This window comes from Streptomyces sp. NRRL S-1813 (genome assembly GCF_000719605.1).
Lineage (GTDB): Bacteria > Actinomycetota > Actinomycetes > Streptomycetales > Streptomycetaceae > Streptomyces > Streptomyces decoyicus.
The window spans coordinates 26,632-50,800 of the sequence record NZ_JOHB01000018.1 but is presented as its reverse complement, the minus strand read 5'-3'; the positions used below and the strand labels follow the sequence as shown (position 1 = coordinate 50,800).

The window sequence follows — 24,169 nt, the reverse complement described above, 5'->3', positions numbered from 1 at the left end:
GACAAACGGGAGTAAGGGGAGCGATCACTATGGTCACCACCGGGCTCGGGCCGCGACGGTCCGCCGCGCTGCGCCTGCTGGTCGTCGCGGTGGCGCTGGCCGGCACGCTGATCGGCGCGCTCGGCGGCGCCGCTCCGGCCTCGGCGCATGCCGCGCTGACCGGCAGCACGCCCGCGCAGGGCTCGGTGGTGGACCAGGCCCCCGAGCAGGTGACGCTCACCTTCTCCGAGGGCGTCGCGATGGGCGACAACTCGATCCGGGTGCTGGATCCGCAGGGCAAACGGGTGGACCGGGGCAAGCTGCGCAACCTGTGCAGCGACAGCATCGTCAAATACGGTGCGGGGCTGCCGCCGGGGCTCCGCGACGGTACGTACACCGTCACCTGGCAGGCGGTCTCCGCCGACAGCCACCCCGTGGCCGGCGCCTTCACCTTCTCGGTCGGCGCACCCTCCAAGACGGCCGCCCCGGTGCCCGAGCAGAAGGTCGGCGGCGGTCTGGTCGGCGCGCTCTACGGCATCGCCCGCTACCTCGCCTACGCCGGGTTCGTGCTGCTCGTCGGCGGCGCCGCCTTCGTGCTGGCCTGCCAGCCGGCCGCGGCCCTCGTACGGTCCGTGCAGCGACTGGTCGTGCAGGGCTGGGCGTTGCTGGCCGGCACCACCGTCGCGATGCTCCTGCTGCGCACCCCGTACACCGGGTCCGGCGACCTCGCCGACGCCTTCGACCTCGGCGGACTCCAGCAGGTACTGATCACCAAACCGGGCGCGGCGCTGGTCTCCCGGCTGCTGCTGCTCGCCGCGGCGGCGCTGTTCGTGGCGGTGCTCTTCGGGACGTATGCGCGGCTCCAGGAGCCGGCGGAGGAGTCGGCAGAGTACGGCGGGCCGGGCGAGGCGGGTGAGGCGGCCGCGGACGGTGCGGAGAAGGCCGCGGAGGGCGCCGGACAACAGGCCGTGAACGCCGCCGAGCAGGCCAGGCAGCGCAAGGACCTCACCTTCGGGCTGGGCATCGGCGGCGTGATCGTCGGCGCCGGGCTCGCGGCGACCTGGGCATTGGCCGAACACGCCTCGACCGGTCTCCAGCCGGCCGTCGCGATGCCGGTCGATGTGCTGCATCTGCTCGCGGTCGCCACCTGGCTGGGCGGGCTGGCGGCGCTGGTCGTGTCCCTGTACTGGGGGCCGGCCGTCGAGCGGACCGCCGTACGCCGCTTCTCGCGGATCGCGTTCGGCTCCGTGGTGGTGCTGGTGGCCACCGGCGTCTACCAGTCCTGGCGGCAGGTCGGCTCCTGGCGCGCGCTGACCGACACCACGTACGGGTGGCTGCTGCTGCTCAAGGCGGCTCTGGTCGTGGTGCTCGTCGGGATCGCCTGGGTGTCGCGGCGGTGGACGGGACGGCTGGCGGAGGTCCGGACGGCGCAGGTCGAGGCATCCGCGGTCCAGGCGGCGGATGCCCTGCCCACAGAGGCCCAGGCTGCGGAGACCGGGACCCAGGCCGCGGAGGCTCGGGCGGCGGAGGCTGACGGAGCCGCCGAGAAGGGCAGGAAGACCGAGAAGGCGACCGTCGGCGTCTCGGCCGCTGCCCGCGCCGGGAACGGGGTCCACACCGATAGCGGGGCCCCCACCGATAGCGGGGCCCCCACCGGTGACAGCGCCCCCACCGGTGCCAGTGCCCCAGCCAGTGACAAGACCCCCGCCGGAGACACCACCACTGACGGAGAGACCGCCGGCGACGAAGCCCCCGACCCCGCCCGCGCCGCCCAACTCGCCCGTCAGCAGGCGGCATTGCGGACCGCCCGTACCAAGCGGGAACGCGATGCCGATCCGGAGCGGCTGGGGCTGCGCCGTTCCGTGCTGGCCGAGGCGGCGGTCGCCGTCGTGGTGCTCGTGGTGACCACGGTGCTGACCGCCACCGAGCCGGCCCGTACCGAAGAGGCGGTCAAGGCCACCGCGGGCGGGCAGTCCACCACGAGCAACCAGCCGCAGGTGCTGAGCATCCCGTTCGACACCGGCGGCCCGCACGGCAAGGGCACCGCCCGCCTCGACCTCGACCCCGGACGCAGTGGCAGCGCCAACGCGCTGCGGCTGCGGATCTCGGATCCGTCGGGCAAGGCCGTCGACGTCCCCGAGGTGAAGGTCTCCTTCACCCAGAAGGCCAAGAAGATCGGGCCGCTGCCGGTCGTCCCGAAGCACGCAGGCAAGGGTCACTGGCGCGCGAACGGGGTCCAGCTGCCGGTCCCCGGGCAGTGGCGGCTGTCGCTGCTCGTACGGACCTCCGACATCGACCAGGTGACCGAGACCAAGAACGTGAAGATCGGCTGATGAGCAAGCAGACGTCCAGCAAGAAGGCGCCCGGGAAGAAGGCCCCGGGCGCGCAGTCCGCCGCGCCGGACAGAAAAGCAACCGTGCCCGCTCCGGCCGCGGCCCCGGCACCCGAGACCGACGGCGTCCCCTCCCTGGAGTTCTCCCGACGCCGGCTGCTCGGTACCGTCGGCGCGGTGGGCGCGGCCGGGCTGGTCGTCGGCGGGGCCGGTGGCGCCATCGGGGCCTCTGCCGGGCAGTCGTCCGCGCAGGACGCCGCCGCCAAGGCCATGACCACCATCGGCTCGACCGAGGTTCCGTTCCGGGCGGCGCGCGCCGGGCATCAGGCGGGGATCACCACCCCGTTGCAGGCCACCGGGCATCTGGTGGCCTTCGACCTGGCACCGGGCGCGGACCGCAAGGCCGCGGCCGCGCTGCTGCGCCGCTGGTCGCGGACGGCCGAGGAGCTGATGGCCGGGCACACCCCGGACGCCGACACGGGGGTCGCGCTCGACGCGGGTCCGTCCTCGCTGACCGTCACCTTCGGCTTCGGCGCCAGCTTCTTCGGCCGTACGGGCCTGACGAAGCGGCGCCCCGTAGCGCTCGACCCGCTGCCCGACTTCTCCGCCGACGCGCTGGACCCCAAGCGCAGCAACGGCGATCTGTGGATACAGATCGGCGCCGACGATGCGCTGGTCGCCTTCCATGCGCTGCGCGCGCTCCAGAAGGAAGCGGCCGGCACGGCGCGGCTGCGCTGGCAGATGAACGGCTTCCACCGCACACCGGGCGCCACCGCGCGCCCGATGACCGCCCGCAACCTGATGGGCCAGATCGACGGCACCAACAACCCCAAGCCGTCGGACCAGGACTTCGACGAGCGGATCTTCGTGGGGCGGGACGCCGACCAGGACTGGATGCACGGCGGCTCGTACGCCGTCGTCCGCCGGATCCGGATGCTGCTGGACGACTGGGAGAAGCGTTCACTGCACGAACAGGAGAAGGTCATCGGGCGCCGCAAGGACAACGGGGCGCCGCTGACCGGAGGTTCCGAGACCACCCCGATGCGGCTGGACGCGAGCGGCCCCGACGGTCTGCCGGTCATCCCGGCCAATGCCCATGCGCGGATCGCGGCGCCGGAGTCCAACCAGGGCGCGGCGATGCTGCGCCGCCCGTTCTCCTTCCACGACGGGTTCCGGGAGGACGGTGCCCCGGACGCCGGACTGCTCTTCATCTGCTGGCAGGCCGACCCGCTGCGCGCCTTCACCCAGGTCCAGCGGAAGCTGGACCGCGGGGACGCGCTGTCGCGGTTCCTGCGGCACGAGGCGAGCGGGCTGTACGCGGTGCCCCCGGCCGCCGAACCGGGCGACTACGTGGGCCGCCCGCTGCTGGAGGGCTGAGAAACCGCCGCCCGGGAGGCGGCCCCGGGAACCGGCCCTGTGATGAGCGGCCGCGGAGAGCCGGCCTTCCGGCAGACGACGCCCGGGGCCGGCCCTCCGCTGAGCAGCTCGGACCGGCCCTCCAGGGAAGTCCCGCCCGGCCTCCGGAGGGCTGGGTATCGTGGCGGGACAGGGAGAAGACCGGCGGGGTGCCCCCGCAGCTACGCGAGGGAGTCCGTTTCCATGTCGGCCAGCCGCTATACCTATCTCGGCCCCGAGGGCACGTTCACGGAGGCCGCGCTGCGCACCCTTCCGGAGGCGGCGACCCGTGAGCTGATGCCGATGGTGTCGGTGCCCGCCGCCCTGGACGCGGTGCGCGCCGGTGAGGCCGCCGCGGCACTGGTGCCGATCGAGAACTCCGTCGAGGGCGGGGTGACCACCACCCTCGACGAACTGGCCTCCGGCGAGCCGCTGATGATCTACCGCGAGGTGCTGCTGCCCATCGCCTTCGCGCTGCTCGTCCGCCCCGGTACGGTCCTCAGCGGGGTGAAGACGGTGACCGGGCACCCGGTCGCCCAGCCGCAGGTGCGCAAGTGGCTGGCGGCCCAACTCCCGGAGGCCCTATGGGAGTCCGCGGCCTCGAACGCCGACGGGGCGCGGCTGGTGCAGGAGGGCCGCTACGACGGCGCGTTCGCGGGCGCGTTCGCGGCGGCGACGTACGGCCTGGAGCCGCTGGTCACCGATATCCACGACGCGCAGAACGCGGCCACCCGCTTCGTGCTGGTGGGCCGCCCGGCCCGGCCCGTGGCGCCCACCGGCGCCGACAAGACCTCGGTCGTGCTGTGGCTGGCCGAGGACCACCCCGGCGCCCTGCTCGAACTGCTTCAGGAGTACGCGGTGCGCGGGGTGAACATGATGCGGATCGAGTCCCGGCCGACCGGCGAGGGCATCGGCCGCTACTGCTTCTCGGTGGACTGCGAAGGGCATGTCACCGACCGCCGGGTCAGCGAGGTGCTGATGGGCCTCAAGCGGGTCTGCCGCGAGGTGCGGTTCCTCGGTTCGTATCCGCGGGCGGACGCGGTGCCGCCGACCGTGCGGCGGGAGATGACGGACACCGCGTTCAGCGAGGCGTCGGACTGGCTGTCGCGCTGTCTGGACGGGCGGGGCTGAGGCGGATCCGGGTGCTCCTCGGCGGAGCCGACGGGCGCTGCGGAACGGCACGACCTGCGGCTTTGGACGGCCTGTGGGTTATCCACAAAGTTATCCACAGGCTCAGTTCTCGACCTGTGGGTAAGTCGACACGAGAGTCGGACAGAGTCGACATATCGCCCTACTGACCGCACACCATTCCACAGCACCCCACCTCGGACATCGTCAGCACAATTCACGTGATCAATCCTTTAGGGCGAGGTAATCCCACACGAAAGAGTGCGTGAACGGGGTTTGGGCAGGGAATCCATAGCCGAGCATTTCGGGAGCGGAATGATCAGCTCCGACTTCCACAGATCTCACACACAGCCTGTGGATAAGAATCCCGAAACCCCGCCTCCCTGTGGACAACCAGGGGCCCCCAGGGGATAACCACGGCCTGCAACCCCCTCCGAGGCCCGCCCAACTCCCCTTGTCCACACCATGGATCACCCGGCACGGAGAGCGCGAAAAGCCCCATCGCGGACACTGCGAAGATCTCGTGACGGACACCGCGAAGCCCCCCGCGGGCCGCCGCAAAGGCCCCCGGCCGGCCGCGGCAAAGTCCGCCGCCGGACCACCCCACCCCCCGGAATCCGGAGGAATTCCCCACCCGTTTTTCACCCCTCTCCCCTCTCCCACCTCAAGGGAATAAATAACCCCAAAACGGGCAAAATGACATGCCGGGGAATATCGCGTCGAGGGGTGGGGCGCGGCCCGGTAGCCTGGTGGGGTGATTGACCTTCGCCTGCTCCGTGAGGACCCCGACCGTGTGCGCGCTTCCCAGCGCGCCCGTGGAGAGGACGTCGCACTCGTCGACGCGCTTCTCTCCGCCGACGAGCGGCGCAGGTCGTCCAGCGTCCGCTTCGACGAGCTGCGTGCCGAACAGAAGGCGCTCGGCAAGCTCATCCCCAAGGCCGCCGGCGACGAAAAGGCCGTGCTGCTGAAGAAGGCCGGTGAGCTGTCCGCCGCCGTCAAGGCCGCCGACGCCGCACAGGACCAGGCCAAGGAGGAGACGCAGCAGCTGCTGCGCCAGCTCGGCAACCTCGTCCACCCCGACGTGCCCGTGGGCGGCGAGGAGGACTTCTCCGTCCTGGAGACGCACGGCACGATCCGTGACTTCGCCGCCGAGGGCTTCGAGCCCAAGGACCACCTGGAGCTCGGCGAGCTGCTCGGCGCCATCGACGTCGAGCGCGGCGCCAAGGTGTCCGGCTCCCGCTTCTACTACCTCACGGGCGTCGGCGCGCTGCTGGAGCTCGCGCTGGTCAACGCCGCCATCGCGCAGGCCACCGCGGCCGGTTTCACGCCGATGCTGACCCCCGCCCTGGTGCGCCCGCGCGCCATGGAGGGCACGGGCTTCCTCGGCCAGGCCGCGGAGAACGTCTACCACCTGGAGAAGGACGACTACTACCTGGTCGGCACCTCCGAGGTCCCGCTCGCCGCGTACCACATGGACGAGATCCTGGACGGCGCCAAGCTGCCGCTGCGCTACGCCGGTTTCTCGCCGTGCTTCCGCCGCGAGGCCGGCACCTACGGCAAGGACACCCGCGGCATCTTCCGGGTCCACCAGTTCGACAAGGTGGAGATGTTCTCCTACGTCGCGCCTCAGGACGCCCAGGCCGAGCACCAGCGGCTGCTGGACTGGGAGAAGCAGTGGCTGACCGGCCTGGAGCTGCCGTTCCAGGTCATCGATGTCGCCACCGGTGACCTCGGCGCCTCGGCCTCCCGCAAGTTCGACTGCGAGGCCTGGATCCCCACCCAGGGCAAGTACCGCGAGCTGACCTCGGCCTCGAACTGCGACGAGTTCCAGGCGCGGCGGCTCTCCGTCCGGATGCGCGAGACCGTCGACGGCAAGCAGAAGGTCTCGCCCCTGGCGACCCTGAACGGCACGCTCTGCGCCGTACCGCGCACGATCGTGGCGATCTTCGAGAACCACCAGCAGGCGGACGGCTCCGTGCGCGTCCCCGAGGTGCTCCGCCCCTACCTGGGCGGCCGGGAGATCCTGGAGCCCGTCGCCAAGTGAGCTCATCCGCTCCGCAGCCCTACAAGCTCATCGCGACGGATCTCGACGGGACGCTGCTGCGCCACGACGAGACCGTCTCCGAGCGCACCCGCCAGGCGCTCGCCGCGGCCACCGCGGCGGGTGCGGCGCATATCGTCGTCACCGGCCGGGCCGTGCCCTGGACCCGGCACATCCTCGACGCCCTGGACTACAAGGGCCTTGCGGTGTGCGGGCAGGGCGGTCAGGTCTACCACGCCGGCGAGCACCGGCTGCTGACATCGGTGACGCTGGACCGCCAGCTGGCCGGTCTCGCGCTGGCCAAGATCGAGGCGGAGGTCGGTCCGCTGCATCTGGCGGCGAGCCGGGACGGCCTGGAGGGCGAGGTGCTGGTCGGCCCCGGCTACCGCGTCCAGGAAGGCCCGCTCCCGAACGTCATGCTGGACGACCCCGGCGAGCTGTGGGCGGCCCCGCTCAACAAGGTCTACATCCAGCATCCGACCCTGGACGACGATGCGCTGGCGCTGGCCGCGCGTCAGGTCGCCGGGGACCTGGTGGGCGTGACGGTGGCCGGCGAGGGCATCGTCGAGCTGCTGCCGCTGGGGCTGTCGAAGGCCACCGGACTGTCCCTGGCCGCGCGCCGGCTGGGTGTGACCGCCAAGGAGACGCTGGCCTTCGGCGATATGCCCAACGACATCCCGATGTTCGCCTGGTCCGCCCGCGGAGTGGCGATGTCCAACGCCCATGACGAGCTGAAGGCCGTCGCGGACGAGCTCACCGCCTCCAACGAAGAGGACGGTATCGCGGTGGTGCTGGAGCGGCTCTACCTCTCCTGACGGCCCTCCGGATCCGGCTTCGGCTTCGGCTCCTGCTTCGGGGGTGGTTCCGCGGCCGGATCCCGGAGTGGTTCCGGGTCCGGCTCCGCGGGCCGTTCGCCGTACTCCTGCTCCGCCGACGCCCCCTCGGCCGCCGCCGGGGTCAGCGGCCAGGCCGCAAAGCCCATGACCAGCGCGATGGCATGGCCGAAGTCGGTGAACGAGGCCCCGGTCAGCAGCGGAACGGCGAAGAAGATCAGTACCGCGGCGAGATAGCCGTAGCGCCAGGGCGGCCGCAGCCGGTACGTCAGCACACCGGCGGCCGCCGCCAGCCCGTACGAGACACCGATGTCGACGACATGGGTCATCGAACGCGGCAGCCGATGGCCCTCGATGGCCAGCAGGACGAGTTCCTGGCTGGCGAGGGTGGCGGCGATATGCGCACCGCCGACGGTCAGCAGCCAGCGCACGCTGCCCGTCCAGCGCTCCACGTTGGCATGCACCAGCTCGAACATCACCACGTAGAGCAGGAACGACGAGGGGCGTTCGATCCAGAAGCCGCTGATCAGCAGCGACGGCAGCGGATGCTCGTTCAGCTCGTGGATGTTGCTGCTGGTGCGGTGGACGAGGAACTGCCCCAGCCCCTCGGACGCGGAGGCGATGACCAGGCTGGTGATGCCGATGACCAGCAGCCAGATATGGGTGCCCGGGCTGCTGCGTACCCAGTCCTCCACCCAGGTCAGCGGGTTGCCGGGGAACGGCCGCCGGCCGCCGCGGGGCGGCTCCGCCAGCGGCCTCACCGGCGGCGTCCGGAGGCGGCGGGGGAGAGGGTCACCAGGGGGCCCGCCCCCTTGATGTGGCGGATGCGGGGCGCGCTCTCCATCGCCCGTACGCCGGGCAGCGCCGCGACCCGGGTCGTCAGGTACGTGTAGAGCGCGCCGACGTCCCGGCACAGCACGGACGCGAAGAGGTTGTTCGGGCCGGTGGTGGCGCAGGCGAAGGCGACCTCGGGGTGGCCGGCCAACGCCTCGCCGGTGGCGGCGAGTTCGGCGGGCGCGACGGACAGCCAGAGGGCGACCATCACGCCGTGGCCGAACTGCCGCAGGTCGTAATCGACGTCGTAGTAGAGGACCCCGTCCGCGCGCAGCTCCGCGAGCCGGCGGCGGACGGTGGTGGGCGACCAGCCGGTGACGGCGGCGAGTTCGCCCAGTGGCGTACGGCCGTCCTGGGCGAGCGCGTCCAAGAGCCGGCGGTCGGCGTCGGTGAGCGTCGCCGGGGCGGCGGGCGGGTTTGGCGGGGGCGGGCTCAGTTCGGCGATCTGGGTGTCGGTGAGCGCGCCGGACTTGCTGATCAGGCCCTGCGGGCCGCCGAAGAACTCGTGCAGCAGGCAGTGCGCGGTGACGCCGACGACGCTCGGGGTGCGCGGCAGCTTCTGAAGCAGCAGCGCATCGCTGTGGTCGCTGCTCGCCGCGCGGCAGACCGCGGCGATCTCGGTGCCGCCGGACATCAGACTCACCCAGGAGGTGTCCGAGCGGCGGGCCAGCGCCTCGGCGACGGAGACGGCAGCGTCCGGCGTGCACTGGACCCGCACCATCCATTCGATTTCGCCCAGCGCCCGAGCATCGGCCAGCCCCAGCACCTTGAGCGCACCGGTGGTGCGATGCCGGGTGTAGCGCCGGGCGACGGTCTGGTCGGAGACGCCGAGCACGGCGGCGATCCGGCTGAACGGCGCCCGGCCGTCCAGTTGCAGCGCATGCACCAGTTGGCGGTCGAGGGCGTCGAAGCCGGTGGTGGGGACGGTGGAGGTGGTGGGACCGGTGGAGTTGGTGGAGCTGGTGGGGCCGCCGAGGGGCCGGTCGGTGGTGGGTCTCCCCTGGGCCGTTCCGTCGGGCTCCCTGTCGGTTTTCACCATTCGAGGCTAGCGCGTGTCGGATTGCGCCGCCGGGAGCGCGGTGGCTGGGAGAGCAGGCGGCTCGGGCCGCACGGTGGCGTCGGCAATACGGGGCGGCGAAACACGGAGCGCCGTGTCGGCAACACGAGCGGAGGAATGATCATGGTGAGCGCACCGGAGCGGGGGACCGCGGTGGGCGGCCGGGCGACGGGCACGGGCGGGAGACCGGGCGGTGGGCCGGATGCGGGTCCGGATGCAGGTCCGGATACAGGTCCGGATGCAGGTCCGGATGCAGGTCCGGAGGGGAGACGGGCAGGGAAGTGGTGGCCGCTGGTCGCCATCACCCTCGGCAACTTCCTTCTGCTGGTCGATGTGACGATCGTGAGCACCGCGCTGCCGCGGATAGCCGACGGTCTGGGCGCCTCCTTCACCTCGCTCCAGTGGGTGATGGACATCTACGCGCTGGCGCTGGCCGCGCTGCTGATGGTGGCGGGCTCGGCCGCGGACCTCTTCGGGCGGCGCCGGCTGTACGTGGCCGGGCTGGCGCTGTTCGCGCTCGCCTCGCTGGCCTGCGGTCTGGCCCCGGACGCGGGCACCCTGGTCGCGGCCCGCGCCGTGCAGGGCGTGGGCGCGGCGGCGATGTTCGCCACCAACACCCCGCTGCTGATGGCCGCTTATCAGGGCCGGGACCGTGGTGTGGCGTTCGGCGTCTGGGGTGGCACCAGCGGTGCCGCGGCCGCGATCGGCCCCGTACTGGGTGGCCTGCTCACCGAGTACGTGGACTGGCGGGCGATCTTCCTGGTCAATCTGCCGCTGACCGCCGTCGCGGTGTGGATCACCCTGCGCCGGGTCCAGGAGTCGCACGGCGACCTCGCCCGGCCGCGAGCGCACTCGGCCGCGGCGGCCCCCGTCGCCCGTATCGACTGGCCGGGTGCCGCCTCCTTCACGGCGTGCGCGGGCGCACTGACCTACGGGCTGATCCGCGGCGGCGAGCAGGGCTGGACGGAATCCGGGACGCTCGCCTCGCTCGGCGGCGCGGTGCTCGCGCTGCTGGTCTTCCTCGCGGTCGAGCGGCGGGTGCGCCGGCCGCTGCTCGACCTGCGGCTGCTGCGCCGGCCGTCGTTCGCGGCGCTGCTGGCGGCGGCGCTGCTGCTCCAGGCCGCGGCGTTCCCGTATCTCACGTTCGTCGGGCTGTGGGTGCAGAACGTCGTCGGGCTGAGCCCGGTGCAGGCGGGTCTCTCGGTGACGCCGATGGCGCTGATGTCCCTGCTGGTCGGGGCGCTGGGCGGGCGGTCGCTCCAGCGGATGGCCCCTCAACTCCCGGTCGGCATCGGCCTGTTGCTGGTGGGAGCGGGCGCGCTGTTGCCGTGCGCGCTGCTGGACGACGACTCCGGCTGGGCGGCGCTGGTCCCCGGGCTCGCGGTGAGCGGGCTGGGCATCGGCATGGCGATGCCGGTCCTGGTCTCGGCGGCGCTCGGCGCGGCGCCCCCGGAGCGGGCGGGCATGGCCAGCGGCGCCGTGAACACCTTCCGGCAGCTGGGCTACGCGCTGGGCATCGCGGTCCTCGGCACCGTCTTCGCCACCGCGCTGCACGGTGCCGCACGGCCCGGCGCCTCCCGTACGGCGGTCAAGGCCGCGTACGTCTCCGGGCTGACGGACATCATGCTGATCTCCGGGGTGGTGGCCCTGGCGGGCGGGCTGCTGGTCCTCGCGGTGGTACGGCGCGGGGAGGACGGCGACGGCGGTCCGGCCGAGCGCTCCGCTGAGGGCATGGCGGCCGCTCCGGTACGGGAGGGCATGGCGGCCGCTCCGGTGCGGAAGGGCGCGGGGGTGTAGCGAGGGAGAACGACCGGTGCGGGTCGGCACCCGGAACCGTACGGCCGTACGCGGTTCCGGGTTGCCGCCCTGGGCCCTGTGACGATCTTCGCTGCACCCCACACCCAAGTCAATCCTCAGGTCTTCTTCCAAATCCCTTAGTAATAGCTTGGGTTGAGGGCTACCGTACGCGGGTGACCCTCGATGATCTGCGTGCCTTCGTCGCCGTATGCGAGGCGGGCAGCCTCAGCGCCGTCGCCCGCGATCTCGGCTGCACCCAGTCGGCCGTCAGCCAGCGCATCAAACGTCTCGAACGGGAGGCGGGCATCGGTCTGCTGGAGCGCCAGCCGCGCGGTGTGGCACCGACCCAGGCGGGCCTGATCCTGCACCGCGCGGCGGCGGACGGCATCGGCGGCCTGGATCTGGCGCTGCGCCGGCTGGCCGATCTGCGCGCGGGCGACGGCGGCACGGTCCGGGTGACCACCGGCGCCACGACCGTCCGGCACTTCATGTCCGAGGCGGTGGTCGCCTTCCGCGCCCGCCATCCGCACGTCAACCTGGAGTTCCGGACCGAGAGTTCCAGCCGCCGCTGCTTCGAGGCCGTCGCGGACGGCGATTCCGAGCTGGCCTGGATCACCCTCGGCCCGCCGGTCGCCGGCATCGAGCAGCATCCGGTGGTCCGCCTGCCGTGGGTGCTCGCCGTACGCGCCGACGACCCGCTCGCCGGCCGGGAGCGGATCGAGCCCGAGGAGCTGTCCGGTATCCGGCACATCCGGCTCCCGGAGAACTCCACGTCCCGTATGCGCCTCGACGGTCACCTCGGCCACCGGGAAGCCGGCCCTGTGCCGCCCCCGAGCACCACCAGCGTCGCCGACTGGGACACCGCCCTGCTGCTGGCCGAACTCGGCGTCGGCCCCGCGGTCGTTCCCCAACTGCCGGGCCTCCAGGCCACCGCCCACCCGGCGCTGCGGCTGGTCCCGATCGCCTCGCTGCCCCCACTGGCCACCGGCTGGGCGGTACGCCGGTGGGAGGCCCTGAGCCCGGCGGCGGTGGCGTTCGCGGAGACGGTCACGGCATGCCAGGGCGGCAACGCGGAGAGCTTCAGGCCCTGACCACCGGCTCCTGGATCTCGGTGACCCAATTCTCCTGATCCGGCGGACACTCCAGGTACAGCTCGCGGGCGTATCCGGCGGAGCGGTAGCCGTTGGCGTCGATCCAGTGCGCGAGATTCTGGACGGTCGGCAGAATCCGGCTCATCGGGCCGCGGTGCACCACCGTCGCCACGCAGTCGAGGGCGGGGAGGGTGACGACGTCGAAGCCGAGGCCGGTGGGGGTGGGGGTGGGAGGGACGGAGATGGTGCCGGGGCGGCGGGGTGTGCCGTCGGTGGTGACACCGGCCTTGGCCAGGGCCTCCTCGGTGATCACGATCCCCGCGTGGACGATGATGGCCTCCCGGGCGGGCCCGTGCTCCTCCGCTGTCTTTGCTGCGGCTGTCTTTGCTGCCGGTTTCTTAGCTGCGGCTGTCTTCGCTTCCGATGTCTCCGCTTCCGGGGTCTCCGGTGCGTCCGCGTCCTCGTAGTACGCCAGCCCCGGCCCCGCCGGGGTCACCCCTGCCGTCTCCAGCCGCCGGCACAGTTCCCCGTAGAGCGGCTGGATGACCGGCCCGATGTCCTCGGGCCCGTAGCTGGCGGCCATCCCGCTCAGCTCCGCGAGCAGAACCGCTCCGGTGCGTTTGACCACCACATCGTCGGCAGACATGCGTCCCTCGCTCTCGATCGTCCGGAGCCTCGCCTCGACCTGCGCCAGCCGCGCACCCGCCGCCGCCAGCGACGCTTCCAGCTCCGCCCGCCGCAGCCGCAGCATTCCGCGCAGCTCCGGCACGCTCACCTCCTCGGCCAGGATCGCCCCCACCTGCTGGAGACTGAATCCGAGGTCCTTGAGCGCGATGATGCGGTTGAGCCGGGCGAGCTGGGCCGCTTCGTAGTAGCGGTAGCCGCTGACGGGGTCGGTACGGGCCGGGCGCAGCAGCCCGATCGCGTCGTAGTGGCGCAGCATGCGGGCCGACACACGGCCGTACTGGGCGAAATCTCCGATGCTGAACATGACGCCTTCCAGTGGAGTGCTTTCCACAGTGTCAAGGTCAAGCGCAGCGGTCCACGGATGGCGGACGGGCCGGCGGGGCCGATGGAGGCGGGACGCTGCGGCGGGGCCGATGGAGGCGGGACACTGCGGCGGGGCCGATGGAGGCGGGACACTGCGGGCGGGCCGGGAGCCGGCCCGGGCCCGTATCGGCTCGCTCCGGACGCCCCGCCCGTACGGGTCGCGTCCCAGCGTCACCGCCGCCGCACAATCGGCCACCGGGCAGCAGCATCGCGTCAAGTAGGGGCCACAACCCGTCAATGACGCGTCAGCGGCCGGCGGAGTGCGCCCTTCCCCGGGAATAGCGTCAGGGCCGAGCCCCGGCGTACGCGTTACCCACAGGTCCGGGGCCGTGGTCCTGTTCGAGGAGCAACGCCGTGTCCCACCTCTTGTACGCGGAAGATCCCGAGCCTGCCGATCGTGTCCCGGCCGGGCTTCTCTTCGTCCCTGTCCGGTCGGGCCCCGCGGGCTGCACGGCCCGCCTGTTCCGCACTCCGCTCGGCGGCCGTACCGCCGTCGGCTTCACCTCACCCCAGCGCCTCGCCGCGGCCCTCGGCAGCGACCAGCCCTGGGTCAGGCTCTCCGAGCCCGCGCTGTGTGCGCTGGCCGAACCCGTCGGCGCGACGGTCCTGACCGTCGATCCACGGTTCGCCCCCGGCATCCCCCGTGGTCACCACCTACGGGCCGTCTGAGGGAGGGGCAACCACCATGAGCCACCACACTCTGTCCCCGGCCACCCACGGGGCCGGCGTCCCGGCGTCGGCCACGACCATGGCGCCCCCGCCGCGGACCGCCACCCCGCCGCCGTCCGGCAACGAGCCGCCGTCCATCTGGCCCCGGTCCGCGGCACCGCTCGGCCATGACGACCTCGCCGTGGGCGGCGTCCCGCTCACCGAGATCGCCGACCGCTTCGGCACCCCCGCCTACGTCCTGGACGAGGACGAGGTGCGCCACCGCTGCCGCGCCTACCTACGGGCCTTCCCCGATGCCGATGTCTGCTACGCCGCCAAGGCGTTCCTGTGCCGCGCCATGGTGCACTGGGTGCACGAGGAGGGGCTCGGCCTGGACGTCTGCTCCGCCGGCGAGCTGGAACTGGCCGTCACCACCGGCTTCCCGCCCGAGCGGATCGTGCTGCACGGCAACGCCAAGAGCCCCGCCGACCTGCGGGCCGCACTACGGCTCGGCGTCGGACGGATCGTCATCGACAGCACCTCGGAGATCGCCCGGCTGGCCGCCGCGGTCCCTGCGGGCAGCCGGCAGCGGGTGCTGATCCGGGTCGTGCCCGGCATCGCGGCCGGCGGCCACGCCAAGATCCGTACCGGCACCGACGACCAGAAGTTCGGGCTGTCGATCGCCGATGGCTCCGCACAGCACGCCATCGCACGGATACTCAGCCAGCCGCGCCTCGAACTGGTCGGCCTGCACTGCCACTTGGGCTCGCAGATCACCACCGTCAAGCCCTATCTGTCGGCCGTACGCCGGCTGATCGGCCTGCTGGCCCGGATTCACGAGCAGCACGGCGTCACCCTGCCCGAGCTGGACCTCGGGGGCGGCCACGGCATCGCCTACCGCCCCGGCGAGCCCGCGCTCGACCTCCCCTCCCTCAGCACCAAGATCCGCGCCGAACTGGCCGGCGGCTGTGCGGCGGCCGGGCTGCCGGTGCCACGGCTCGCGGTCGAACCCGGCCGCGCCATCGCGGGCCCGGCCGGTGTCGTCCTCTACCGGGTGCTGGCGGTCAAACGGACCGGTGCGCACACCTTCGTGGCGGTGGACGGCGGGATGAGCGACAACCCGCGGCCCGCGCTGTACGGGGTGCGCTATGCGCCGCGGCTGATCGGCCGCCGCCCGTCCGCCGCGCCGGAACCGGTCACCGTCGTCGGACGGCACTGCGAGGCCGGTGATGTGCTCGCCGCCGATGTCCCGCTGCCCGGCGACATCCGGCCCGGCGATCTGCTGGCCGTGCCCGTCGCCGGCGCGTACCACCTCTCCATGGCCTCCGGTTACCACCTCGTCGGCCGGCCACCGGTCATCGCCGTCACCGAGGGGCATGCCCGCCTGCTCGTACGGCGCGAATCCCTCGCGGACATCCAGGAGCGGGACATCGGGTTGTGAGACCGGGAGGGCCTGCCGCGCGCCCCGCATCCATGGGGATGGCGCCCGGCGGGCCCTCGCCTGGCGAGGGGCTTTCCTTGCCGCCCCTTGCTCTTGCCTCCCCTTGCTTCCGCCACTTCCACCGCTTCCGCCGCTTCCACCGCTTCCGGCACGTCCGTCCCTTCGGGCGCCTTCATCGCTTCCGGCTCTTCCGGTACCTCCATCACTTCCGTGTACGATGAATGCATCGGTTGTAGGATGACCGGGCAAGCCAAGTTACGAGGCAAAGGAGCGGATCGGACATGGCGCTTCAGGCGGCGGGACGGCACTCCCTCGTGGACACCGTCGTCGACACCCTGCGGGCCCAGCTGACGGCCGGTGAGTGGCAGGTGGGATCCCGTATCCCCACCGAGCACGCGCTCGCCGAGCAGCTCCAGGTCGGCCGCAACACCGTCCGTGAGGCAGTGCGGGTGCTCGTGCACGCCGGGATGCTCCGCTCACGGCAGGGCGAGGGCACCTTCGTCATCTCCACCACGGACCCGGGCGACATCATGCGCGGCGTCCAGCGGGCCGGTATCCGCGACGTACTGGAGCTGCGGATCGCCCTGGAGGCAGAGGCCGCCCGGCTGGCCGCCCTACGTCATCAGCCCGCCGACCTGGAGCGGATGCGGTCGGCCCTGGACGCCCAGGCCGAGCTGGCGGACGCGGCGGGGCAGCCGCACTCGGACACCCTGGAGCTCTACGCCGATCACGACATCGCCTTCCACAAGGCCGTTGTCGAGGCCGCGCACAACACCGCGCTGACGGCGACTTACGGCTGGTTCAGCAGCTCCGTGCGGGAATCGCTGGTCAGCTATCTCGACGACCGGGCGATGCCGGAAATCGTGCACGGCGATCATGTCGCGGTGCTGGACGCGATCGCGGCGGGCGACCCGGAGGCGGCTCAACAGGCCATCCGAGACGTGCTGGAGAAGCCGATGCGGGCCGTGGAGGCCCTGCTGGCCGCCCGCTGAAGTCCCGCCCGCACGCCCCCGCTTCCCCGCTTCCCCTTCATCTCCCTCCCCCGCTTCCTTCTCCGTTCCTTTCGCGTCCCGCCCCGTCCCTCCACACCCACCCCTGCCCCTTCTGTCTCTTCCGCCCTTCTCTTTGCTCTCTTTTCTTTCCTCCCTGAACACCGGTCTCCATCCCGAACGAACGCACACCACTCTTGGCGAGGTACGCACGTATGGCAGGGCCCAGCCCCGAAGCACCCTTGATAGACGCCGAGGCAGATCTGGTCGCGGCAGCGCCGGTCGCCGCGGCCCGCCGACGACTGCGGGCTCACCCGGCCCTGGTCATGGCCGGAATCGTCCTTGCCGCGCTCAATATGCGGGCGGCGCTGGCCGGGGTCTCGCCGTTGCTCAGCGAGATCGGCCGGTACTTCCAGCTGACCGCGACCGCCAGCAGCCTGGTGACGACCATCCCACTGATCTTCATGGGCCTCGGCTCGATCGTCGCGCCGAAGCTGGCCCGCCGCTGGGGCACCGAGGCGGCACTGTGCGCGGCGCTGGTGGCACTGTGCGGCGGCATCGTGCTGCGGATCGCTCCGCCGGTGGTCGCGCTGTTCGCCGGGGGTGCGGTGGTCGGTGCCTCCATCGCCCTGCTGAACGTGCTGATGCCGGGCCTGATCAAGCGGGACTTCCCGGAGCGGGCCGCGGGCATGACGGCGCTGTACTCGACGGCGATGATCCTGGGTGCGACCGTCTCGGCCGCCTCCGCGGTTCCGCTGGAGAGTGCGCTCGGCAGCTGGCAGGGTGCGCTGGTCTCCTGGTCTCTGCTGGCCGCCGTCGCCGCGGTCGTCTGGATTCCGCAGACGCTCATGGCCCGGCGGGGCACTCGCCATGGCGCGGCCGCGGCCACCCCGCTGCACCTCGGCGCGGACGGGCCAAAGCTGAGCCGCTCCCCGCTGGCCTGGCAGGTCACCTTCTTCATGGGCTCGCAGTCGCTGGTCGCGTACGTGATCATCGCCTGGATGCCGACGATCTTCACCGACCACGGCATGGGCAAGGGCGAGGCGGGCCTGGTCTTCGCCTTCAGCACGCTGGTGCAGATGGTCGGCTCGTTCATCGTGCCGATGCTCGCGGGGCGGATGCGGCGGCAGCGGCTGCTGGGTGTGGCCGTGTCCGCGCTGATGGCCTGCGGCGTCATCGGTCTGCTGGTGGCACCGGTGACCGGTGCCTGGCTGTGGGCCGCGCTCCTCGGCGTCGGGCAGGGCGGCGCGCTGGGCCTGGCCCTGACGATGATGGTGCTGCGCTCCGACAACGCACTCACCGCTGCCCGCCTCTCCGGCATGGCCCAGACCGGCGGTTACCTTCTGGCCGCCGCCGGTCCCCTCGTCCTGGGGGCCGTCCACCAGGCCACCAACGGCTGGACCGTCCCCCTCGTCCTGCTGATCGTGGTCTGCGCCGGCCTGGCCCTGTTGGGCATGGGCGCGGGGCGGGACCGGCGGATCGGGGTACCGGCGGACCGGCGGTGACGGTGGGCCGGCGGTGACGGTGGGCCGGCGGTGACGGTGGGTCGGCGGTGACGGTGGGTCGGCGGTGACGGTGGGTCGGCGGGGCCCCGCAGCACCTGGGTGGCTGCTGCGTGGCGAGGTGGTGAATGATCTCCGCCGTCGGCAACGATCCGGGAGCAGCCGCCCCGCGCCTCTCCGGCCTCGCCTACCGTGCCCCCCATGAGCGATGTTCAGCGCACCGTTCGCCGGCCAGGACCGCGGCTCTCCCGCACCGGCCGGCTCATTGTCGTAGCGGTGCTGTGTGTCCTGGTTGTCCTTGCGGTTCTGCTGCTGCCGCGATTGCTGCGCGGGTTGCGGCCCGAACAGACGCTGACCGTCCCGGAGGGGCAGCGGGCCGCACAGATCTACGCCGCCGCCGACAAGGCCCTTCACCGGCCCGCCGGTTCCACCGCGAAGGCCGCCAAGAGCGCGCATCTGACGCTGCCGGACAAGGCGAAGGGCAATCCGGAGGGGTATCTCTTCCCGGCGACCTATCCCATCGACACGGACACCACCCCGGCGTCGCTGCTCTCGTACATGGTCAAAACCGCCAACCAGCGGCTCGCCGATGACGGCATCGCCTCCTACCGGACGGTGATCATCGCCAGCATCGTGCAGGCCGAGGCGGACCGGCCGGCCGATATGGGCAAGGTCGCCCGGGTCATCGACAACCGGCTCGCGCACCACATGCCGCTACAGATGGATTCGACGATCAACTACGCGCTGGGCCGCAGCACGCTCCGCACCAGCCACGCCGACACAAGGACCAAGAGCCCGTACAACACCTACCGGTACCAGGGCCTGCCGCCGACGCCGATCGACAATCCCGGGGCGGACGCGCTGAAGGCGGCGGGCGCCCCGCCCGCCGGCGACTGGCTCTACTTCGTCACCGTCAAACCGGGCGACACCCGCTTCACCGCCGACTACCAAGAGCATCTGCGGAACGTCCAGGAGTTCAACGACCGCCAGAAGGGCGCCGCGAGCGGCGGTGGCGGGGCTTAGGGGGCCTGACTTCAAAGTCCCGCCTGCCTCGCGGCCTACGGGCGAACGACGGGACTTTGAAGACACCCCCAGCACCCGGGCTCCTGTCCGGCCCTGATCCACCGGACGCCCCTCAGGGGCCCCGCCTCCCCTCCACCCACGCCGCGCCCGGACGTCGTTACTCCTCGCCCGCGAGGGTGAGCGCCTTCAGACGGCGGGAGGCATACCAGGTGGCAGCAGCCGTGAGGGCAACCAACAGGCTGATGGCCAGGGGCAGTTGGACATCGGAGGTGATCGCGCCCTCCGCGGCCGCCTTCTGGCCGACCGCCAGCGCCCACTGCTGGACGCTGAGAGTCTTCGCGCCCGGGACGAGGGTGCCCACCAGCGCCTCCCAGACCAGGGCATAGACCAGGCCGAACACGACGGCGTGCCGGGTGATCGTGCCGAAGAGGAGGAACAGGGCGCTGTAGGCGACCGAGGCGATGGCCGCCGCCACGGCGTACCCCACGGCCATCTGCTGGCTGTTGCCGTTGAGGAGGAAGCCGGCGAGCAGGACGGGGACGGCCGAGAAGACGACCGTGACGCCTATCGCGACCAGGAGTTTCGTGAAGATGATCGTCGGCCGGGACACCGGCTTGGCCAGGAGGTAGACCACCGAGCCGTCGTCGATCTCCGGGCCGATCGCGCCCGTACCGGCGATGACACCGATCAGCGGCACCATCGTGCCCAGCGCGAAGCCGCCCAGGATGCCGCCGGCGGTGGAATCGTCGGCGCCGGCCAGCACTCGGACGGCCACCGCGAGCACCACCAGCAGGGCGGGCAGCGCGAAGAGGATCAGGGCCCGGCGCCGGCCGAGCAGGGCGCGGTAGGTGAGCCGGGCGACGGTCGGGTGGAACAACGAGGCCTTGGGCGCGCCGGGACTTACGGGCGGGGCCGTCGGAGTGGTCGTGGACATGCGTCAGGGCTCCTTTCAGGCCTCAGGCCGCTACGAGGTAGGAGAAGACGGATTCCAGCGACTCGTCGGAGGGCGAGACCGTCAGAAGGCGGATGCCGTGGTCGCGGGCGACCCGCGGCAGGAGTTCGGTGAAGCGGCCGAAGTCGACCGCCTGGATGCGCAGTGCGCCTTCGGCGAGGTCCACCTCGATGCCGGCCGTCGAGGGGTCGGCGATCAGCGCTCCGGCCAGTGCCCGGTCGTTGTCGGACCGGACCAGATAGCGGTGCGGGCGGTCCGTCATCAGCCGGCGGATCTTGCGGAAGTCGCCGGACGCGGCATGCCGTCCGGCCACCACCACCTCGATGTGCGAGGCGAGTTGCTCGACCTCTTCGAGGATGTGCGAGGAGAACAGGACCGTACGGCCCTGGTCGCCCATCCGCCGCAGCAGCTCCATCAGCTGCATCCGCTGCCGCGGGTCCATACCGTTGAACGGCTCGTCGAGCAGCAGCACGGACGGGTCGTGGACCAGTGCGGAAGCCATCTTCACGCGCTGCCGCATGCCCTTGCTGTACGTCGAGATCCTGCGGTCCTGGGCGGACTCCATCTCGACGGTGGCCAGCGCCCTGGCCGCCTCCGCCCGGCCGAGGCCGTGCAGCTCCGCGTTGGCGACGACGAATTCGCGCCCCGTGAGGAAGTCGTACATAGCCTCGCGCTCCGGGACGATGCCGATGTGGCGGTAGATGCCGGCGTTGCGCCAGATCGTCGTCCCGTCGAGGGTGACGGAGCCGTTGGAGGGCGCGAGGAAGCCGCCCATCATGTTGATGAGGGTGGACTTGCCGGCGCCGTTGGGGCCGAGCAGGCCGGTCACGCCGGGGCCGATGGTCATCGTGATGTCGTTGACGGCGACGACATTGCCGAACCAGCGCGAGACATGGTCGATGGTGAGAGTGCTCATGGGCGCAGCCCATTCCTTCGGAGGGTGGTGGTCGGGCCGGGGGCGCCGTCCGACGGGAGCCGGCGGCGCGGGGCGGTCACAGTCCGGCCTTCCTGTAGCGGCGCAGCAGCAGGGCATAGCAGCCGGCGATGACGGTCAGCGTGACGAGGAGATAGACAAAACCGGCACCGGTCGACGGCGCCAGGTTGTTGGGGAAGGAGCTGGTGCCGCCGAGGAATGTCGACTGCACTCCGTCGATCAGCGTGATGGGGGAGAACAGCCCCAGCCAGCCGACGGCGGCCTCGTTGCCCTGGACGAACGCGATCCCCTGGACGGCGCTCACCGCACCGTAGGGAATGGTGAGTACGGCGATCACGGCGGCGACGCCGAAGCCCCGGCGGGGTGTGACCGCGGAGACGACCAGGCCGATCCCGGCGAACAGCAGCGAGAGCAGCACCACGGAGACCAGTCCCTGCGCCAGCCCCTTGGTCTGGTCGACGAAGTCGAGCTTCGCCAGCAGCGCCCCGACGTAGAGGACCACCAGCGGGGCGCCCGTGAGGATGAGCAGGGCGCTCGCCATCGCCGCGAACTTCGAGGCCACATAGTCGACCCGCTCGATGGGGCGGGAGAAATACAGCGGTATCGACTTGAAGCGCAGGTCGCGCGAGACCGACTGCGGGGCCTGGGCCGCCAGATAGAGGCCGATGACGGCCTGGAGGAAGACGGCGTAGCGGGAGTAGTCGACCGGAAGGCTGGAGGCCTTGGTGAACACCGCCACCGCGACCATGATCGCGGCAGGCAGGACCATCACCGCGAAGAGCAGCATCGGCAGCACCTTGCTCTTGGCCGAACGGCCCAGACCGTAGGCGCCGCGCAGGCTCTGCGAGAAGAGCGACCGGCGGGCGTAGGCGCGGCCCAGGCGGGGGCCGTCGTAGTGGCGGTAGCCGATGTTGTGGATATAGGCGCCGCCCGGCGCGGCGGATACGGACGTCGTGGACGCCGGCGTCTTGGGCTCAGGCGACATCGTGGGCGCCTCCGTCCTGGGTGGCATACGGGGCGCTCGAGGCGCCTGCGGTGGCGGGGGTGGCCTGCGCCGCGTCCGCGTGGCGGAAGACCTCGGCGATCTGGTGCCGGCGCTGTTCCATCCGGACCAGGCCGAGCCCGAGTCCGGCAACGGTGTCCCGCACCAGGTCGTAGGTCTCCTCACCGGCCGCCTCGACATACAGGAGGTGCCCGGCGGAGGCGAGGCTCTCCGAGCCGACGGCGCCGGTGGTCACCGTGGCTCCCGCGGCGGCCAGGGCCGCGCGCAGCGCTCCGGTGCCGTCCGGATGGGTGTCGGTGTCCGTGACCTCGACCGCCAGCGAGGCCGTGACCTGAGTGAACTCATCGGTCGAGGAGGAGCGCAGCAGCTTGCCGCCGTCGATGACGACGACATGGTCACAGGTGCGCTCCAGCTCACCGAGGAGATGGGAGGTCACCAGGACGGAGATCCCGAAGTCGGTGTGAACGCGCCGGATCAGGCCGAGCATTTCGTCCCGCCCGGCCGGGTCGAGGCCGTTGGTGGGCTCGTCGAGGAACACCAGCTGGGGGTCGTGGACCAGCGCCTGGGCCAGCTTCACCCGCTGCTTCATACCCGTCGAATAGCCACCGATGGGGCGATAGCGCTCCTCGTAGAGGCCGACGTGGCGCAAGGTGTCCGCGGTGCGCTCACGGGCGGCGGCCGGCGGCAGACCGGACATCCGGGCCATGTGCACGACGAACTCGGTGGCCGAGACGTCCGGAGGCAGGCAGTCGTGCTCGGGCATATAGCCGACCCGCTCACGGATGGTGCCGCCGTCCTTGGTCACGTCCAGGCCGAGGACATGCGCGGTCCCTTCGGTGGCGGGGGCCAGTCCGAGAAGGATCTTGATCAGGGTGGACTTGCCGGCACCGTTGGCACCCACCAGGCCCGTCACGCCGGGGGCGATGTCAAGGGAGAGCCGGTCCAAGGCGGTCACCCGCGGGTACCGCTTGCTCAGGCTTTCGGTCACGATCACAGTCACGTCATCGACGGTAGTGGCGCCCGCCACATCGGTCGTCAGACCAGACGATGGGATCTGCCTCCCCCTGCGGTATTACGTGCCCGTAGGGGTCTCCTGCTGAGGGCGCCCCCGGCGTCGGGGTCGCGGTGCACGGCCGTACGCCCCCTTGACGCAGCCGCCAGCCATTGTCACATTCATCAGTGTCAAGTTACGGGCACGTACCGCGATGCACCGCTCACGGACGGACGGTTGGCGATGGCCTCAGTCACCTCAGCGACCTCACCACGAGCCGGAGAACTCACCGCCGGGCCGGAACTCCCCGCCGGGCTGAGGGGGTTCAGAGAGGCCCAGCGGCTCGCCTATGCCTGCGCGGAAGCGGTGGCCGCCCAGCTCAAGCCCGGGGTCACCGAGCGCGCAGCGGCACGGATGCAGCGCGAGTGGCTGCGTGAGCGGGGGGTGCGGGACTGGTTCCATCTGCCGTTCGCCTGGTTCGGCGACCGCACCGCTTTCGTGAACTTCCGCGTACCGCTTCAGTTCTTCCCGACCAATCGCGAGCTGGAGCCGGGGATGGCCTTCATCCTCGACATGGCACCGGTGCATCAGGGCTTCACGGCCGACATCGGCTACTCCGGCTGCCTCGGACTCAACCCCGTGCACGACCGGCTGCTCGCCGATCTCGAAGCACACCGGGAACTGATCCTGCGCGAGGTGCGCGAGCGGCGCCCGCTGCGGGAGATCTACGAGGACGTCGACCGGCTGATGGCGCGGCAGGGCTACACCAACCGCCACCGCGCCTACCCCTTCGGCGTCATCGCGCACAAGATCGATCGGGTCCGGCCGCGCCGCTGGTCCCCCACCCTCTTCGGGTTCGGCACACAGGCCCTCAAGGGCCTCGCCTCCGATGCGCTGCACGGCCACCGCGACGGCTGGTCCCCGCTGTGGAGCCCGTACACCTTCTCCGACCACCCGCCGCAGCCGGGACTGTGGGCGGTCGAACCCCACCTCGGATTCCGGGGAACGGGCGCGAAGTTCGAGGAGATTCTGGTCGTCACGGACTCCAAGGACCCGCAGGAAAGCGCCTTTTGGCTGGACGACGATCTGCCGCATGTGCGGCGCTGGCAGGAGGAGAAGGCCGCATGAACACGGGACGGGAAAACGGAC

20 protein-coding genes are annotated in these 24,169 nt (G+C 71.7%); 13 read left to right on the top strand and 7 right to left on the bottom strand.

The features are described 5' to 3' along the window. Positions 1 to 29 precede the first annotated feature (29 nt). The 5 genes from IF67_RS0123785 to IF67_RS0123765 all read left to right on the top strand — a co-directional run bounded on the left by IF67_RS0123785 (position 30) and on the right by IF67_RS0123765 (position 7,690). Positions 30 to 2,312 (top strand): copper resistance protein CopC, encoded by a 2,283-nt coding sequence (locus tag IF67_RS0123785; RefSeq protein ID WP_030988853.1) that lies wholly within the window; start codon positions 30 to 32, stop codon positions 2,310 to 2,312. Next, a complete protein-coding gene (gene efeB, locus IF67_RS0123780) occupies positions 2,312 to 3,688 on the top strand; it encodes an iron uptake transporter deferrochelatase/peroxidase subunit (RefSeq protein WP_234341280.1) in 1,377 nt (458 codons plus the stop codon). The genes IF67_RS0123785 and efeB overlap by 1 nt, the downstream gene beginning before the upstream one ends. A gap of 222 nt (positions 3,689 to 3,910) precedes the next feature. Further along, positions 3,911 to 4,837, top strand: coding sequence for a prephenate dehydratase (gene pheA / locus IF67_RS0123775; protein ID WP_030988849.1), 927 nt, complete (start codon positions 3,911 to 3,913; stop codon positions 4,835 to 4,837). Between the two features lie 751 nt (positions 4,838 to 5,588). Next, a complete protein-coding gene (serS, locus tag IF67_RS0123770) occupies positions 5,589 to 6,878 on the top strand; it encodes a serine--tRNA ligase (protein ID WP_030988847.1) in 1,290 nt (429 codons plus the stop codon). Then, positions 6,875 to 7,690 carry an HAD family hydrolase gene (locus IF67_RS0123765; protein ID WP_030988844.1) on the top strand — a complete coding sequence of 272 codons (816 nt, stop codon included), beginning with the start codon at positions 6,875 to 6,877 and terminating at the stop codon, positions 7,688 to 7,690. Before serS ends, IF67_RS0123765 begins: the two co-directional genes overlap by 4 nt. On the opposite strand, the gene IF67_RS0123760 is transcribed toward IF67_RS0123765, so the two are convergent. After that, complete coding sequence (locus IF67_RS0123760) at positions 7,678 to 8,469, bottom strand: rhomboid-like protein (RefSeq protein WP_420708710.1); 792 nt, start codon at positions 8,467 to 8,469, stop codon at positions 7,678 to 7,680. The two genes, IF67_RS0123765 and IF67_RS0123760, sit on opposite strands and share 13 nt — an antisense overlap. Then, positions 8,466 to 9,581, bottom strand: a complete 1,116-nt coding sequence (locus IF67_RS0123755) for an Lrp/AsnC family transcriptional regulator (protein WP_078889584.1) — start codon at positions 9,579 to 9,581, stop codon at positions 8,466 to 8,468. The genes IF67_RS0123760 and IF67_RS0123755 overlap by 4 nt, the downstream gene beginning before the upstream one ends. A gap of 141 nt (positions 9,582 to 9,722) precedes the next feature. On the opposite strand from IF67_RS0123755, the gene IF67_RS0123750 reads away from it, so the two are divergent. Together IF67_RS0123750 and IF67_RS0123745 are read left to right on the top strand one after the other, a co-directional pair. Then, on the top strand, positions 9,723 to 11,396 hold the full coding sequence (locus tag IF67_RS0123750) for an MFS transporter (RefSeq protein WP_051818513.1): 1,674 nt from the start codon (positions 9,723 to 9,725) through the stop codon (positions 11,394 to 11,396). 173 nt (positions 11,397 to 11,569) lie between these two features. Continuing rightward, on the top strand, positions 11,570 to 12,487 hold the full coding sequence (locus IF67_RS0123745; protein ID WP_030988837.1) for a LysR family transcriptional regulator: 918 nt from the start codon (positions 11,570 to 11,572) through the stop codon (positions 12,485 to 12,487). Here the strand turns inward: IF67_RS0123745 and IF67_RS0123740 are convergent. Continuing rightward, a complete protein-coding gene (locus tag IF67_RS0123740; protein ID WP_030988835.1) occupies positions 12,477 to 13,478 on the bottom strand; it encodes a MerR family transcriptional regulator in 1,002 nt (333 codons plus the stop codon). The two genes, IF67_RS0123745 and IF67_RS0123740, sit on opposite strands and share 11 nt — an antisense overlap. Before the next feature lie 413 nt (positions 13,479 to 13,891). Between IF67_RS0123740 and IF67_RS0123735 the strand changes: the two genes are divergently transcribed. The 5 genes from IF67_RS0123735 (at position 13,892) to mltG (ending at position 19,140) form a co-directional block, all read left to right on the top strand. Next, entirely contained in the window at positions 13,892 to 14,206 is a 315-nt protein-coding gene (locus tag IF67_RS0123735) for an SAV_915 family protein (protein WP_030988833.1), read from the top strand. Between the two features lie 16 nt (positions 14,207 to 14,222). Next, positions 14,223 to 15,626 (top strand): diaminopimelate decarboxylase, encoded by a 1,404-nt coding sequence (gene lysA, locus IF67_RS0123730; protein WP_030988832.1) that lies wholly within the window; start codon positions 14,223 to 14,225, stop codon positions 15,624 to 15,626. 281 nt (positions 15,627 to 15,907) lie between these two features. Then, positions 15,908 to 16,618 carry a FadR/GntR family transcriptional regulator gene (locus IF67_RS0123725; protein WP_030988831.1) on the top strand — a complete coding sequence of 237 codons (711 nt, stop codon included), beginning with the start codon at positions 15,908 to 15,910 and terminating at the stop codon, positions 16,616 to 16,618. Between the two features lie 212 nt (positions 16,619 to 16,830). Next, on the top strand, positions 16,831 to 18,120 hold the full coding sequence (locus tag IF67_RS0123720; RefSeq protein ID WP_030988830.1) for a CynX/NimT family MFS transporter: 1,290 nt from the start codon (positions 16,831 to 16,833) through the stop codon (positions 18,118 to 18,120). A 198-nt stretch (positions 18,121 to 18,318) separates the two neighbouring features. Next, positions 18,319 to 19,140 carry an endolytic transglycosylase MltG gene (mltG, locus tag IF67_RS0123715; protein ID WP_063754383.1) on the top strand — a complete coding sequence of 274 codons (822 nt, stop codon included), beginning with the start codon at positions 18,319 to 18,321 and terminating at the stop codon, positions 19,138 to 19,140. Positions 19,141 to 19,297: 157 nt separating this feature from the next. Here the strand turns inward: mltG and IF67_RS0123710 are convergent, their stop codons facing one another. From IF67_RS0123710 to IF67_RS0123695, 4 genes are all read right to left on the bottom strand, one after another. Next, a complete protein-coding gene (locus tag IF67_RS0123710) occupies positions 19,298 to 20,017 on the bottom strand; it encodes an ABC transporter permease subunit (protein WP_030988828.1) in 720 nt (239 codons plus the stop codon). A 79-nt stretch (positions 20,018 to 20,096) separates the two neighbouring features. Beyond that, on the bottom strand, positions 20,097 to 21,008 hold the full coding sequence (locus IF67_RS0123705; RefSeq protein WP_030988827.1) for an ABC transporter ATP-binding protein: 912 nt from the start codon (positions 21,006 to 21,008) through the stop codon (positions 20,097 to 20,099). 76 nt (positions 21,009 to 21,084) lie between these two features. After that, on the bottom strand, positions 21,085 to 22,011 hold the full coding sequence (locus tag IF67_RS0123700; RefSeq protein WP_030988826.1) for an ABC transporter permease: 927 nt from the start codon (positions 22,009 to 22,011) through the stop codon (positions 21,085 to 21,087). Next, positions 22,001 to 23,056 (bottom strand): ABC transporter ATP-binding protein, encoded by a 1,056-nt coding sequence (locus IF67_RS0123695; RefSeq protein WP_037839751.1) that lies wholly within the window; start codon positions 23,054 to 23,056, stop codon positions 22,001 to 22,003. Before IF67_RS0123695 ends, IF67_RS0123700 begins: the two co-directional genes overlap by 11 nt. 207 nt (positions 23,057 to 23,263) lie before the next feature. On the opposite strand from IF67_RS0123695, the gene IF67_RS0123690 reads away from it, so the two are divergent. Continuing rightward, positions 23,264 to 24,148 carry a M24 family metallopeptidase gene (locus IF67_RS0123690; protein WP_078889582.1) on the top strand — a complete coding sequence of 295 codons (885 nt, stop codon included), beginning with the start codon at positions 23,264 to 23,266 and terminating at the stop codon, positions 24,146 to 24,148. Positions 24,149 to 24,169: the final 21 nt, after the last annotated feature.

Excerpts from the sequence above, each read along its gene's own strand:
- IF67_RS0123785 (WP_030988853.1), top strand. The coding sequence starts at position 30 with ATGGTCACCACCGGGCTCGGGCCGCGACGGTCCGCCGCGCTGCGCCTG.
- efeB (WP_234341280.1), top strand. The coding sequence starts at position 2,312 with ATGAGCAAGCAGACGTCCAGCAAGAAGGCGCCCGGGAAGAAGGCCCCG.
- pheA (WP_030988849.1), top strand. The coding sequence starts at position 3,911 with ATGTCGGCCAGCCGCTATACCTATCTCGGCCCCGAGGGCACGTTCACG.
- IF67_RS0123755 (WP_078889584.1), bottom strand. The coding sequence starts at position 9,581 with ATGGTGAAAACCGACAGGGAGCCCGACGGAACGGCCCAGGGGAGACCC.
- IF67_RS0123750 (WP_051818513.1), top strand. The coding sequence starts at position 9,723 with ATGGTGAGCGCACCGGAGCGGGGGACCGCGGTGGGCGGCCGGGCGACG.
- IF67_RS0123740 (WP_030988835.1), bottom strand. The coding sequence starts at position 13,478 with ATGTTCAGCATCGGAGATTTCGCCCAGTACGGCCGTGTGTCGGCCCGC.
- lysA (WP_030988832.1), top strand. The coding sequence starts at position 14,223 with ATGAGCCACCACACTCTGTCCCCGGCCACCCACGGGGCCGGCGTCCCG.
- IF67_RS0123725 (WP_030988831.1), top strand. The coding sequence starts at position 15,908 with ATGGCGCTTCAGGCGGCGGGACGGCACTCCCTCGTGGACACCGTCGTC.
- IF67_RS0123720 (WP_030988830.1), top strand. The coding sequence starts at position 16,831 with ATGGCAGGGCCCAGCCCCGAAGCACCCTTGATAGACGCCGAGGCAGAT.
- mltG (WP_063754383.1), top strand. The coding sequence starts at position 18,319 with ATGAGCGATGTTCAGCGCACCGTTCGCCGGCCAGGACCGCGGCTCTCC.
- IF67_RS0123705 (WP_030988827.1), bottom strand. The coding sequence starts at position 21,008 with ATGAGCACTCTCACCATCGACCATGTCTCGCGCTGGTTCGGCAATGTC.
- IF67_RS0123700 (WP_030988826.1), bottom strand. The coding sequence starts at position 22,011 with ATGTCGCCTGAGCCCAAGACGCCGGCGTCCACGACGTCCGTATCCGCC.
- IF67_RS0123690 (WP_078889582.1), top strand. The coding sequence starts at position 23,264 with ATGGCCTCAGTCACCTCAGCGACCTCACCACGAGCCGGAGAACTCACC.